Source organism: Flavobacterium sp., assembly GCF_028689845.1.
Lineage (GTDB): Bacteria > Bacteroidota > Bacteroidia > Flavobacteriales > Flavobacteriaceae > Flavobacterium.
On sequence record NZ_JAQVCH010000004.1, the window covers coordinates 76470 to 90645 of the forward strand.

Here is a 14176-nt window from a genome sequence, read left to right on the forward strand (position 1 = left end):
TTGTTTACTAAATTTGTTTTTTTACTAATTTATCATGAAAAACCTGCTTTTATTTTTCTCTGTTTTTTTTCTATTATCTTGTAATTCAAGTAAAAAAGACAAGTATGAGTCTGTTGAAACGGACAAAGTTCAAATAGACACCATTGCACATCGGGGTAAAAAGTTAATGGAAACGCATTGCTATTTATGTCATAGTCCAAATGCGGAAGAAAATGAAGGACGTATTGCTCCGCCAATGATTGCGGTAAAATCTCGCTATTTGATGGATTATGATTCCAAAGAAGATTTTGTAAAAGCAATACTCAGTTTTGTTGAAAACCCAACGGAAGAGAATGCCAAAATGCATGGAGCGGTCAGGAATTTTGAGGTAATGCCTAAGCAAGTTTTTCCAGATCATGCTGTAGCTCAAATTGCCGATTTTATGTTTGATTACCAAATTGAAGAACCAGAATGGTTTGCGGCTCATTGGCAGGGACACGGTCATGAAAATTGGGAACAACCTGGAAAAAAAGTTGTCGTAATTGAACCACCAAAATCCTATGAAGAAATTGGTTTAGAATATGCTTTAGCAACAAAAAAATTATTGGGTGAAAACTTAATGCAAACCATACAAAAACAAGGAACTTTAGAGGCTCTGGCATTCTGTAATATCCAAGCAATGCCGTTAACGGATAGTATGTCTACCAAATATAATGCTTCTATAAAACGGGTTTCGGATAAAAATAGAAATCCAAATAACAAAGCCAATGCCGAAGAATTAGTTTATATTGAACAATTCAAAAAAGTACTAGCAGCTAAAGAAGAACCAAAACCAGTAATTGTAGATAAAGGGGAAAAAGTACAATTTTATTATCCAATTCCAACCAACACCATGTGTTTACAATGTCACGGAAAACCTAAAGATATTAAACCTGAGGTTAGAGCCAAAACCTTAAAAATATATCCAAAAGATATAGCAATTGGTTATGGAGAAAATGAAGTACGTGGAATTTGGAGTATAACGTTTGATAAAAAAAAATAATGACAAAAAAAGGATATATTATCACAGGAATTGGAATAGTAGTTGGATTAATTGCGGGTTATGCCTACTATCATTTTATAGGATGTGCTTCTGGAACGTGTTCCATTACTTCAAAACCTGTAAATAGCACACTATATGGTGGGTTAATGGGCGGATTGTTATTTAATTTGTTTGCTTCTTCGCCAAAAAAAGCAGAAAAAGAATGAAAGATTTTTGGAACGAACGATATGCCCATCAAGAATATGCCTACGGAGTTCATCCTAATCAATTTCTAGAAGATACAATTTCTACTTTACCAATACACGGGAAAATATTTTTTCCAGCGGAAGGCGAAGGCAGAAATGCAGTTTTTGCAGCCAAAAAAGGGTTTCAAGTTTTTGCTTTTGATTTAAGTTGTGAAGGAAAAAACAAAGCGGATAAATTAGCAGATGATTTTAATGTGAAAATCGATTACCAAGTAGGAACGATTGATGATTTAGACTATGAACAAGCCTATTTTGATGGGATTGTTTTGATTTATGCTCATTTTCCAATGGCTATTCGAAAAAAAATTCATCTACAACTATTGCGATTTGTTAAGCCTAAAGGAATAGTGATTTTTGAAGCGTTTAGTAAAGAACAACTTCAATTTAATTCGGGCGGTCCAAAAGATTTTGACATGCTTTTTTCTGAAGAAGAAATAAAAAATGAATTTCCAAACGTTAAATTTGATTTTTTAAAAACGGAAGTAATCCAATTAAAGGAAGGCGAATTTCATCAAGGAAAAGCTTCTGTCATTCGATTTGTCGGAATAAAAGAAGGATTGAACTAAGTTTTCAAAGTAAATTATTTTTTAAAATACACTCCTAAATTTATTTGTGAATGAAAATAAAATCAAACTTTTTAATTTTTTAATTACATTTGTTTCATGAAATTTAAAGTTTACATACTTTTTATTTATTTAGTAACGTTAACTGTTTTGCCTTCAGTTCGAGCGATGAAACTCCAATTTGGTGAAACTAGTGAACAAGCGTGCAATTCTTCCGAACCAATTGAATGTGATAAAGGTAAACTAGTAATGAGTTTAAATTTTAGCCCGATTCAATTTGTAAATGAATTAAATTACACGTTTAAAAATATCATCTTCGATTTTGATTTAAGAAAAGAAACCTCTTTTTATGAATCTTTTTTTATATCGATCTATCAAAATTCTATTTGGCATCCTCCTAAATTTTAGTTGTACTTAAGATTTTACCTATTACTGCATTTGTTGCAGTTCACTTAATATACAACAAAATGAAAAAACTATTTATTTTTCTTGTATTCAGTTGTTTTCAACTAGTACAAGGACAAAATAATTTCCCCTATGACGTGGTGTTAACACCTGTTAGCGTTGCTGGTTTACCCGGGTTACATTCGTATGCTTTTGGTCAACACAATGGAAAATGGCTTATTATAGGCGGTAGAAAAGATGGAATGCATGCTCGTCAACCGTTTAATGCCTTTCCAGAAAATCAAAATAATACCACTATTTATGTCGTTGATATTGCCACACAACAATCTTGGTCGGCATCAATGAATACATTAGCCACCGGATTAAAAGAGCAGTTGCAATCTACTAATATGAATTTTCATCAAGATGGAGATGCTTTATATATCATTGGCGGTTATTCATTTGCTGTTTCGGCAGATGACCATATTACGCATGATAAATTGACTGCGGTAGACGTTCCAGGCTTAATAAATGCAGTCGTTAACGGTTCTAGTATTTCAAGTTATTTTAAGCAAATTTCTAATCCGATTTTTGCAAATACAGGCGGACATTTAGGAAAAATAGGAAATGAATTTTATTTGGTTGGTGGTCAAAAATTTGATGGCCGCTATAATCCGATGAATGGTCCTTCTTTTACACAAACCTATTCGGATGCTATTCAAAAATTTGAAATAGATAATACAGGAACGCAATTGTCAACTTCTAATCATACGGCTTGGATTGATGCTGTTCATTTACATCGACGAGATTATAATTTATTACCGCAGGTTTTTCCTGATGGCGAATTAGGCTATACGATTTCTTCGGGTGTTTTTCAAATTAGTGCCGACTTACCTTTTTTGTATCCAGTTGATATAAAAGCGGGTGGTTATTTTCCGCAAACAAGTTTTAATCAATATTTAAGCAATTATCATTCAGGTACCGCTTGTTTATTTGATGCGACCAACAATACGATGCATAATTTGTTTTTTGGCGGAATGAGTCAGTATTATTACAATAACGGAACATTAGTACAAGATGATACCGTTCCTTTTGTAAAAACAATCAGCAGAACGAGTAGAGCGACGGATGGCACGTTGACAGAATATAAATTGCCCGTTGAAATGCCTAATTTAAAAGGCTCGGGAGCTGAGTTTATTCTAAAAACAACTTTACCACATTATGAAAATGAGGTAATCAAACTCGCCGAAATCGCAGGAGATGAAATTGTAATTGGCCATCTTTTTGGCGGAATACAAAGTTCGATAAATTCACCTTTTACATCTAACCAAACGGGTTTAACAAGTGCCGACCCAACCGTTTATGAAGTTAAATTGGTATATAATCCGAGTTTGTCAATTGAAACCTTAGACGGAAGTTCACCTTTTGCTTTTTCTGTTTCTCCAAATCCTATCACGCAAGATACAATCAATCTTAGTTTTACGATTCCTTATCAAGCCGATTTAGAATACATCATTTCTAATCTTGAGGGTAAGATTTTAGAAGAAGGTTCCATCAATAAATTGAATTTAGGAAACAATGAAATGCGTTTCACCCTTACCGAAAATCAATCTAAGGTCTTGATTTTAACCTTAGTATTTGATCACAAATTTTATCAATCTAAAAAAATCATTAAAAAATAAATAAATTAAATTTTAAATAACATACTCATGAAAAAATTAACATCTATTATCGTAATTTTTGTCTTTTTATTTTCTTTTCAATTGAATGCACAAGAGCCACAACAAAAAAAGAAAGAAGCAGCAAAAAAAGAGCAGAAATGTTGCTCTAGTAAGAAAGAGGATACTTCTAAAGCATCTTCTAAATCGTGCGGCACATCAAAAAAATCAACAAAAGGTTGTTCTTCAACAAAATGTTAACCTAAAAAAATCATAATTTTTAAGCATTCTGTAGAAGGAATGCTTTTTTTTGTATCTTTGTCAACCAAATGGTTAAACTATTTAGTCGGAATGAAAAACACAGATAATAAAGAAACTACAGAACACCAAATACTGGAAGCTGCCAAAGTAGTATTTCAGGCAAAAGGAATGGAAGGTGCTCGAATGCAAGAAATAGCAGATCAAGCGGGTATAAACAAAGCAATGCTTCACTATTATTACAGAAGTAAAGAAAAACTTTTTGAAGCTGTGTTTAAATCCGCTTTTTTGCTATTAGCTCCGCAGTTAAACGCTATTTTGAATGATGATTCTTCTATTGAGGACAAGATTAAAAATTTTACGTTTAACTATGTTACTTTTATGATGAAACATCCTTATTTGCCAAATTTTATTTTCCAGGAACTCAACCGTAAAGAAGATTTTATTCAATTATTGAAACAAAATACGGGTTTTCCTAAACTAGAGAAATTTAAATCAAAGTTGGATAGTGAAATCAGTCGTGGAATTTTAAATCCGATTGAAGCAGATCAACTTTTTGTCAACATTATTGCTCTTAATATTTTTCCTTTTTTAGGAAAACCGTTAATCAAAGCTTTTGCAAATAAAGATGACAAGACTTATAAGGATTTTTTGGAAAGCCGTAAAACCGAAGTGGCTAATTTCATTATCAATTCAATAAAACGTCAATAATATGAAACGATTTATTTTAATTTCAATTACCTTATTTACAGTTCCGATTTTTGGACAACAAATCATAACACTTGATAAATGTTATGATTTGGTCGAGAAAAATTATCCAATTGCCAAGCAAACCAACTTGATAAAAGAAAAATCTACTTATGAAATAGCTGCTTTAAATAAAGCAAAATTACCTAGCATTAACCTGAACGCACAAGCAACATATCAATCGGATGTTATTGGGTTGCCAACACCAATGCCAGGAGTAGAACCTATAAATAAAGATCAATACAGAGCAATTTTAGATGTAAATCAATTGATTTATAACGGTGGAATAATTGATGCCAACGCAAAATTTAAAGAAGCACAAATGTTAACGCAACAACAACAAGTGGCGGTTAATTTGTATCAACTTAAATCGCGAATCAATTTTTCTTATATGATGATTTTATTGTGGCAAGACCAACGTGAGTTATTGATAGACAAACAAAACACGATTAAAACTAAAATTAACGAAGTACAATCGGGTGTTAAAAACGGAGCGATATTACCATCTTCTGAACAAGTTTTAGAGGCTGAATTATTAAAACTAGAACAAGCTTTAACCGAAAACAGGTTTTTGAGAATAAAAGAAATTCAAAATTTAGCTAGTTTAACAGCCAGTTCCATAGAAGAAAATGCCATTTTTGAAAGACCAAACACGAATATTAGCGAAAAAGGTGTTCGTCCTGAAACCAAATTTTTTGAATTGCAACAAGCACAGATTGAGGCTTCTGAACGTATTATTTCTAAAAACAATTTACCCAAATTAAATGCTTTTGGTCAAGCAGGTTTTGGAAATCCAGGTTTAAATATGTTAGATAATTCGTTTCAAGATTTTTATATGGTTGGTTTAAAGTTGAACTGGAATGTGTTTGATTGGAATAAATCCAAAGCAGAAAAACAGGCCTTAGCTATTGCCAAAGATATTGTAACCACTGAAAAGGAAACCTTTGAAACCAACAATCAAATGCTATTAAACGAACTGCAATCGGAAATCTCTAAAATAGATGCCCTGATTAAAACCGATACCCAAATTATTCAGTTGCGTGAAAAAGTAGTACAATCTTCCGATTCTCAATTGCGAAATGGGGTGATTACTTCTTCTGATTATGTAATTGAATTGAATCATCTTTTTGATGCTAAAACCAATCAGAAAGTACACCAAACCCAACTTGAATTAGCAAAAATAAATTATCAAACTAGTAAAGGAATAAATTAGTCGCAAGTTAAAAGTCAAAAAATAATAAAAATCATCATATGAAAAATATACTAACTATACTTATCACATTAACCTTATTTTCTTGCAACAAGGAGGATAATGATGCAGATGCTTACGGAAATTTTGAAGCTACAGAAGTCACCATTTCTGCCGAAAGTAACGGAAAAATTGAGTTTTTAAATCTTGACGAAGGAATGCTACTCGAAAAGGAAACGGTTATTGGACAAATCGACACCATTCAGTTGTATTTAAATAAAGAGCAATTAATAGCTTCAAAAAAGACCATTTATTCCAAATCGGCCAATGTGTTATCGCAAAGAAGCGTCATTCAAGAGCAGTTAAAAACGGCTAAAATTGAACAAAATAGAATCACCACTATGTTTAATGAAAATGCGGCAACCCAGCGACAAGTAGATGAAATTTATGGTAAAGTAAAAGTGCTCCAACAACAAATAAATAGTGTAGAAACGCAAAACGCACCCATACTAAATGAAGTAAAATCGATTGAAGTACAAATAGAAAAAATTAATGACCAACTCAAAAAATCAAAAATTGTAAACCCGATTAAAGGAACAGTTTTAACCAAATATGCCGAACCAAATGAAATTACATCTTTTGGAAAACCCTTATACAAGATTGCCGATTTATCTGAAATGACCTTACGTGTTTATTTTAGCGAAACACAATTATCATCTATAAAAGTAGGTCAAGAGGTTAGTGTTTTGATTGACGAAAATGAAGGAACTAAAAGCTATAAAGGAAAAATTTCTTGGATTTCATCAGCAGCAGAATTTACTCCAAAAATTATCCAAACGAAGGAGGAAAGAGTCAATTTGGTTTATGCTGTAAAAGTAATCGTTACTAATGACGGCAGTTTAAAAATAGGAATGCCAGCAGAAGTGTGGTTAAAATAAGGATGAACTTAAACTGCGTTACTCAAAAAATAAATTAATAAATATTCAAAATGAAAATTAAATTAATAAAACTGACCTTGTTATTACTAGCTTTTTCAAGCTGTAATAAACAAAACGTAACGGAGAATTCATCTGAACAAATTAAAACGGAAATTGCAAAAGTTTCAAAAAATAGCGAAGAAAATACAGACCCTATAACTATTAGTTCTGAACTAGTATATACTGAATCGATGAATTCTGAACAAAAAAATGTAAAAACTAAAAGCAAAGACGGATTGACTTTAATGAAACAAAATTGTTATGCTTGCCATAGTGTTACCACAAAATCCCATGACGATATCATTGCTCCGCCTATGATTGCGGTTAAAAGAAGGTATTTAAAAGAATATGATTCAAAAGAAGATTTTGTTAAAGCATTTGTAGACTATGCAAGTGACCCAAAAGCTGAAAACGCATTGATGTTTGGTGCTGTTGATAAGTTTAAAGTGATGCCAAAGCAATCATTTGCAAAGGATGATTTAACAAAAATAGCAGTTTATGTTTTTGACAATGAAATTGAAACGCCAGAATGGTTTGAAGACCATCTTCAACAAAATCATAAAAAGGGCAAAGGAATGGGCAAAGGAAAAAACAAACAAATTAATAACTAAAAATTCAAATAATTATAACTTAAAATGAAACAATTTATTTCCTATAGTTTAACTTTTTTATTAGCTATTTTTGGGTTGCTGACTCTATTTTTGAGTGCTTCGGTAATTTTTGATTTATTTGGAATTAGAGCCAAAGAAGGAAATTATGTGCTTTTCATTGTATGGGCAAACTTTATCAGTAGTTTCATTTACTTAATTGCTAGTTATGGAATAATTAAAAATAAAAAATGGGCAGCTGTTATTTTAGGAATTTCAGCCTTACTTCTTATAAATGCATTTATAAGTTTTATTATTTATATCTCTGCAGATGGCATTTATGAAACTAAAACGATAGGTGCAATGATTTTTAGAATTACTGTAACCTTATTTTTTGCAGCATTTGCCTATTATACAATTAACAAGAAAAATATAAACCAATACTAATTAATAAATTTAAAATTAAAAATCATGAACAAACTAAAAATTAGCACACTTGGATTAGCAACTTTCTTCCTTTTTTCGTGCAACGATAAGGTGAAAACTGAGGCTGCAGAAACAACAGAAACTGTTGAAACAACTGGCCATGACGAGCATAATCACGATCATTCCGACGAACTCACGATTCATTTAAACGACGGACAAAAATGGAAAGTCGACGACAATATGATGTTACACATTCGAAACATGGAAAAAGATATTGCAGCGGTTAGTATAGACAATCCGAAGGAATATCAATTGTTACCTGAAAAATTGAAAAAAAATCTTGATTTATTAACTTCAAATTGCACTATGGAAGGACAAGCTCATGATGAATTGCACAAATGGCTAGTTCCTTATATTGATTTAATTGATGCTTTTTCAGAAGAGGAATCAAGCGAAAACTTTGCAAATATCCAGCAATCATTAAACACTTTTAATCGCTATTTCGAATGAATTTAAAAAACATACATACCGAGCAAAAAGCGGTTCAAACCGCAGTGTTATTTGAACCAACGGAAAAAGTGATTGCGATGCAAATTGCAAAAGGAGAGCAATTAAAAGAGCACCTCACAAAAGTCCCCGCTTTATTGGTTTGTGTTTTAGGAAAAGCAAATTTTAATGATGAAAACGGACAACAAATCAGTTTACTGTCCGGTGATTTCATAAAAATTGAACCAAACGTAAAGCATTGGGTTGATGCTATTGAAGAGAGTAATTTTTTATTAATTAAATAATTTTTGATAAAATCATTAAAAACCAGTAAAACCAAAATCATGAAAAAATCAATAGTAGTACTTGTTGTTTTTGCTTTATTCAGTTGTAAATCAGTTCCAACAAAACCAGAATTAGTAAAAGCAATGAATTTAAAAGACTTGCATATCGAACAAAAAGATGTTCAAACTAGTTTATTGTTTGTACCAACAGAAAGCAAAGTAATGTCTTTACAAATCGCTAAAGACAAACAATTAGCAGAACACATTACAAAAGTCCCTGCCTTATTGGTTTGCGTTTCAGGAAGGGGTAGCTATGGTGACGAAAAAGGTATGAAAATGAACTTAAAACCCGGTGATTATGTAAAAATTGAACCCAACGTGAAACATTGGGTTGATGCAGAAGTAGAAAGCAATTTTCTATTAATAAAATAACTCATAACTCATAACTCATAATTTAATAAATGAGCATTTCTGTCCAAAATATTTCTAAATCATACAATGAACTCAAAGCAGTTGACAATGTTTCTTTTGAAGTAAATTCGGGCGAATTATTTGGGTTAATTGGGCCAGATGGAGCTGGAAAAACGACTATTTTCAGAATTTTAACGACGCTTTTAATTCCAAATGAAGGAAAAGCAACGGTTATCGATTTTGATGTGGTGAAGGATTATAAAGCCATCCGAAATTCGGTTGGCTATATGCCTGGAAAGTTTTCGTTGTACCAAGATTTAACAGTCGAAGAAAACCTGACTTTTTTTGCTACTATTTTCGGAACAACCATCGAAGAGAACTACGATTTAATCGAAGATATTTACGTTCAAATCGAACCGTTTAAAAACCGAAGAGCAGGAGCCCTATCAGGTGGAATGAAACAAAAGTTAGCGTTGTGTTGTGCGTTAATTCACGCTCCAAAAGTGTTGTTTTTAGACGAACCCACAACAGGAGTTGACCCAGTTTCTCGAAAAGAATTTTGGCAAATGCTCAAACGATTGCAACAAAAAGGAATCACTATTTTAGTTTCTACACCCTATATGGATGAAGCCGCTCTATGTGATCGAATTGCTTTAATTCAAAAAGGGAAAGTATTAAAAATTGATTCGCCACAAGCCATTACAGCCAATTATGATAAAGTAATTTATGATATTCAATCTAAAAATACCCATGGTTTAATACATGATTTAAAAAACTATCCAAGTTATTACAGTGTGTATGCTTTTGGCGAATTTATTCACTATATCGATAAAAAGACAGATTTCAATCCGAAAGAAATCGTAGCGTATTTAGAAAACAAAAAACATTCGGATATCATCATAAAACCAGCCCAAACGACCATCGAAGATGTATTTATGGATTTATAATTTCCTGCAAGGTTTCTAAAACCTTGTAGGTATGTACAAATAATATGAATTTAGAACCAATCATACAAGTTGAAAATTTAACCAAAAAATTTGGCAATTTTACTGCTGTCAAAGGAATTACGTTTAATGTGTACAAAGGAGAAATTTTTGGATTCCTTGGAGCTAACGGAGCTGGAAAAACAACCGCTATGAAAATGTTAATCGGTATTTCAAATCCAACTTCTGGCAGCGCCATTGTTGCTGGATTAGATGTCGCCACTCAAGCCGATTTAGTTAAGAAAAGCATCGGCTATATGAGTCAGAAATTCTCTTTGTATGACGATTTAACCATTAAAGAAAACATCACTTTTTTTGGTGGAATTTATGGCTTATCGCGAAAGCAAATTAAAGAAAAAACAAAACAACTCATCTCCGAATTAGAGATGCAAAACGTGGTCAATAATTTAGTGAGTTCCTTGCCATTAGGTTGGAAACAAAAATTATCCTTTTCAGTTGCTTTGTTACACGAACCTAAAATCGTTTTTCTGGATGAACCAACAGGTGGTGTTGACCCAATAACCAGAAGACAATTTTGGGAAATGATTTACACCCAAGCCTACAAAGGCACAACCCTATTTGTAACGACACATTACATGGACGAAGCCGAATATTGCGACCGCGTTTCCATTATGGTTGACGGCGTGATTGAAGCACTTGACACACCCAAAAAGCTAAAAGAACAATTCAACGTAGATTCTATGAACGATGTGTTTTTGAAATTAGCTAGGAATATAGAATAGTTTAAGATTGAAGTAGTAAGTAGTAAGATTTAAAAAGAGAATAGATTTTACTGATTTCTCTAATTTCTTAAATCTGTTTTCCGAAAAAAATGTGGCAAACAAACTTAATGAACCTTAATTTCTTACTGGTTCAAAAAAGAAATAACTGAAAGTTAAAAATGAAAAGATTCATCGGTTTTGTAAAAAAAGAATTCTATCACATTTTTCGTGACAGACGTTCTATGTTTATCCTTTTCGGAATGCCAATAGCACAGATTATGCTGTTTGGTTTCGCCATCACAAACGAAATCAACAACGTAAATATTGCTATTTTAGATCAGTCGAAGGATGTAGAAACACATAAAATAATTCAAAAAATTAGCAATTCTTCTTATTTTAATATAGAACAAGAAATAACAACCGAATCACAAATCGAATCCGTTTTCAAAAAAGGAAAAGTAAAAGCCGTTTTAGTTTTTGAAGCTGATTTTATAAAAAATTTACAAACGCAAAAAAACGCAAAAGTTCAGGTAATTACAGATGCAACCGACCCGAATATGGCGAATACTATTTCTAATTATATTGCTTCAATTTTACAGAACCATATTCAAGAAAAAAATCGAAATAACAAACAAGCCTATCAAATTCAAACGCAAACACAGCTGTTTTATAATCCAGCGATGAAAAGCGTTTTTACCTTTGTTCCTGGAGTAATGACGGTTATTTTAATGCTTGTTTCTGCCATGATGACGTCTATTTCAATCACTCGCGAAAAAGAATTAGGCACCATGGAAATCTTGTTAGTTTCGCCTTTAAAACCGTTTCAAGTAATTATTGGAAAAGTTTTTCCATACATTTTTTTATCAGTAATCAACGCGGCCGTTATTTTGCTTTTAGGCTATTTCGTATTCAAGATGCCAATGGAAGGGAGTTTGTTTTTATTAGCGGTAGAAAGTGTTTTATTTATTATTTGTGCTCTAGCATTAGGGATTTTGATTTCCACTTTAGCCGATTCACAACAAACGGCTATGATGATTTCGCTATTTGGACTCATGTTGCCCGTAATTTTATTGTCTGGATTCATTTTCCCGATTTCGAGCATGCCATTACCGTTACAAGTTATCAGTAATATTATTCCGGCCAAATGGTTCATTATCATTATCAAAGCCATCATGCTCAAAGGAGCTTCTTTTGTGCTAATTTGGAAGGAAACCTTGATTTTAGTAGCCATGACACTATTTTATATTATCGTTAGCATTAAAAAATACAAAATACGATTAGAATAAATCATTCAATTGCAATTGCAATGACAATAACAATTTCAATAATAAAAACTTGACGTCTTTGCGTCTTAGCAGCAAAAAAAATGAAAACGATATTATTCATCATACAAAAGGAATTCAAGCAAATTTTTAGAAATAAAAGCATGTTGCCTATTATTTTTATTTTGCCTTTGTTACAATTGGTTATTCTATCCAATGCAGCGAGTTTTGAAGTCAAAAACATCAAATTCTCTTTTGTAGATAACGATCATTCAGCAGCCTCACGCGAGTTGATTAGTAAGTTTCAGGCATCTACTTATTTTAACGTCGTAACCGATTTTAAATCTAAAAAAGAAGCGGATTTACAAATGCAAAAAGGAAGTGTAGATGTTATACTTGAAATTCCCACTCATTTTGAGCGAAATTTAATCAAACAACAAAGCACCGATCTTTCGGTTAGTATCAATGCGATAGACGGAGCTGCCGCTGGTGTTTCAAACGTTTATATTACACAAATTATCACCGGTTTTAATCAATCCTTGCAACCTAAACTACACACCTATCATCAGGGTAATAGGGTGCACCCTGAAAATATCATGACAATTCCATCTTTTTGGTATAACAAAACGCTGAATTATAAAACCTTCATGGTTCCAGGTATTTTGGTATTATTGGTTACGATGCTTTCTTTGTTTTTATCTTCCATGAATATTGTTCGCGAAAAAGAAGTGGGAACCCTAGAACAAATTAATGTTACGCCAATTAAAAAGTATCAATTTATTATTGGTAAGTTATTTCCATTTTGGGTTTTAGGTTTGGTCATTTTAACAGTTGGGTTAGTTATTGCAAAAGTGATTTTTAATGTACCCATTTTAGGTAATATTTTCTTGATTTACGGATTTACTTCTATTTATTTAATATTGATTTTAGGCATTGGATTATTTATTTCTAATCATACCGATACCCAACAACAAGCGATGTTTATTGCCTGGTTTTTTACGGTGATTTTTATTTTAATGAGCGGACTTTTTACACCAATAGAAAGCATGCCAACCTGGGCTCAAAATGTAACGTATTTTAATCCTATCCGTTATTTTGTAGAAGTAATTCGAATGGTCATGCTAAAAGGAGCGGGGTTTAATGATATAAAAGAACAAATTGGCATAATTGCTTTGTATGCATTTGTTATCAATGGTTTTGCCGTTTGGAGTTATAAAAAAACATCTTAAATATAATCTAAATGAAAACAAACAAATTAAAATTAATTAAAGATGAAAACTTGTTTGTTAGAGGGCCTTTATCGCGTTTTAATGAGTTAACCTTTGCTTTTAAAGTGTTTTTTAACTTTATAAAAGCATTTAGAAAAATGCACTTTCTTGGTCCGTGTGTTACGGTATTTGGTTCAGCAAGATTTACGAATGATTCGGCTCATTATAAAAATGCAGAAATGATAGGTGCTGCTTTAGCAAAAACTGGCTTCACGGTTATGACAGGTGGTGGACCAGGAATTATGGAAGCAGCAAACAAAGGTGCTTTTGAAGCGGGTGGATATTCTGTAGGATGCAACATTATTCTGCCTTTTGAACAAAAACAAAATCCGTATTTGCATAAATGGATTGATATTCCTTACTTTTTTTTACGCAAAGTTATCCTCGTTAAATACTCATATGCTTTTGTGGTAATGCCGGGAGGAATTGGAACTTTAGATGAACTTTTTGAAGCCTTAACACTCATTCAAACCAAAGTAATTCAAGATTTTCCGGTTGTAATTTTCGATTCGATATATCATAAAGAATTATGCCAACATATTCAAATAATGGCTCAAAATGAAAGCATTAGTCCAGAAGATATGAAACTGTTATTTGTAACTGATTCTGTCGAAGAATTAATTTCTCATATTGAACAATACTCAATTAAAAAGTTCGGTTTGATAAAAAAACAAGTCAAACCAAAATGGTGGCTTGGAGAATAAA

19 protein-coding genes are annotated in these 14176 nt (G+C 32.2%); all 19 read left to right on the forward strand.

Annotated elements, in window-relative coordinates; all coding sequences use genetic code 11:
- Positions 1–34 precede the first annotated feature (34 nt).
- A complete protein-coding gene (locus tag PHR76_RS02955; protein ID WP_300058392.1) occupies positions 35–1021 on the forward strand; it encodes a DUF3365 domain-containing protein in 987 nt (328 codons plus the stop codon).
- Complete coding sequence (locus tag PHR76_RS02960) at positions 1021–1227, forward strand: DUF6132 family protein (RefSeq protein WP_300058394.1); 207 nt, start codon at positions 1021–1023, stop codon at positions 1225–1227. Before PHR76_RS02955 ends, PHR76_RS02960 begins: the two co-directional genes overlap by 1 nt.
- The gene (locus PHR76_RS02965; protein WP_300058397.1) at positions 1224–1832 is read left to right on the forward strand and encodes a class I SAM-dependent methyltransferase; all 609 of its coding nucleotides are present in this window, start codon (positions 1224–1226) and stop codon (positions 1830–1832) included. The genes PHR76_RS02960 and PHR76_RS02965 overlap by 4 nt, the downstream gene beginning before the upstream one ends.
- Positions 1833–1928: 96 nt before the next feature.
- Entirely contained in the window at positions 1929–2237 is a 309-nt protein-coding gene (locus PHR76_RS02970; RefSeq protein WP_300058400.1) for a hypothetical protein, read from the forward strand.
- Between the two features lie 59 nt (positions 2238–2296).
- Entirely contained in the window at positions 2297–3895 is a 1599-nt protein-coding gene (locus tag PHR76_RS02975) for a hypothetical protein (protein ID WP_300058403.1), read from the forward strand.
- A 27-nt stretch (positions 3896–3922) separates the two neighbouring features.
- Entirely contained in the window at positions 3923–4132 is a 210-nt protein-coding gene (locus PHR76_RS02980; protein WP_300058406.1) for a hypothetical protein, read from the forward strand.
- 90 nt (positions 4133–4222) lie between these two features.
- Positions 4223–4840 (forward strand): TetR/AcrR family transcriptional regulator, encoded by a 618-nt coding sequence (locus PHR76_RS02985; protein ID WP_300058409.1) that lies wholly within the window; start codon positions 4223–4225, stop codon positions 4838–4840.
- A gap of 1 nt (position 4841) precedes the next feature.
- Entirely contained in the window at positions 4842–6089 is a 1248-nt protein-coding gene (locus PHR76_RS02990) for a TolC family protein (RefSeq protein ID WP_300058412.1), read from the forward strand.
- A gap of 38 nt (positions 6090–6127) precedes the next feature.
- Positions 6128–7003 (forward strand): HlyD family efflux transporter periplasmic adaptor subunit, encoded by an 876-nt coding sequence (locus tag PHR76_RS02995; RefSeq protein WP_300058415.1) that lies wholly within the window; start codon positions 6128–6130, stop codon positions 7001–7003.
- A 50-nt stretch (positions 7004–7053) separates the two neighbouring features.
- Positions 7054–7653, forward strand: a complete 600-nt coding sequence (locus tag PHR76_RS03000) for a c-type cytochrome (protein WP_300058418.1) — start codon at positions 7054–7056, stop codon at positions 7651–7653.
- Positions 7654–7677: 24 nt separating this feature from the next.
- Positions 7678–8076: a hypothetical protein gene (locus tag PHR76_RS03005; RefSeq protein WP_300058420.1), complete on the forward strand. Its 399-nt coding sequence runs from the start codon at positions 7678–7680 to the stop codon at positions 8074–8076.
- A gap of 24 nt (positions 8077–8100) precedes the next feature.
- Positions 8101–8565 carry a hypothetical protein gene (locus tag PHR76_RS03010; protein WP_300058422.1) on the forward strand — a complete coding sequence of 155 codons (465 nt, stop codon included), beginning with the start codon at positions 8101–8103 and terminating at the stop codon, positions 8563–8565.
- Positions 8562–8846 (forward strand): hypothetical protein, encoded by a 285-nt coding sequence (locus tag PHR76_RS03015; RefSeq protein ID WP_300058424.1) that lies wholly within the window; start codon positions 8562–8564, stop codon positions 8844–8846. The genes PHR76_RS03010 and PHR76_RS03015 overlap by 4 nt, the downstream gene beginning before the upstream one ends.
- A gap of 39 nt (positions 8847–8885) precedes the next feature.
- The gene (locus PHR76_RS03020; RefSeq protein WP_300058426.1) at positions 8886–9257 is read left to right on the forward strand and encodes a hypothetical protein; all 372 of its coding nucleotides are present in this window, start codon (positions 8886–8888) and stop codon (positions 9255–9257) included.
- Between the two features lie 29 nt (positions 9258–9286).
- Entirely contained in the window at positions 9287–10183 is an 897-nt protein-coding gene (locus tag PHR76_RS03025) for an ABC transporter ATP-binding protein (protein ID WP_300058428.1), read from the forward strand.
- 44 nt (positions 10184–10227) lie between these two features.
- Entirely contained in the window at positions 10228–10962 is a 735-nt protein-coding gene (locus tag PHR76_RS03030) for an ABC transporter ATP-binding protein (RefSeq protein WP_300058430.1), read from the forward strand.
- A 158-nt stretch (positions 10963–11120) separates the two neighbouring features.
- Positions 11121–12227, forward strand: a complete 1107-nt coding sequence (locus PHR76_RS03035) for an ABC transporter permease (RefSeq protein ID WP_300058432.1) — start codon at positions 11121–11123, stop codon at positions 12225–12227.
- 80 nt (positions 12228–12307) lie between these two features.
- Complete coding sequence (locus tag PHR76_RS03040; protein ID WP_300058434.1) at positions 12308–13432, forward strand: ABC transporter permease; 1125 nt, start codon at positions 12308–12310, stop codon at positions 13430–13432.
- 11 nt (positions 13433–13443) lie between these two features.
- Positions 13444–14175, forward strand: a complete 732-nt coding sequence (locus tag PHR76_RS03045; protein ID WP_300058436.1) for a TIGR00730 family Rossman fold protein — start codon at positions 13444–13446, stop codon at positions 14173–14175.
- Position 14176 lies beyond the last annotated feature (1 nt).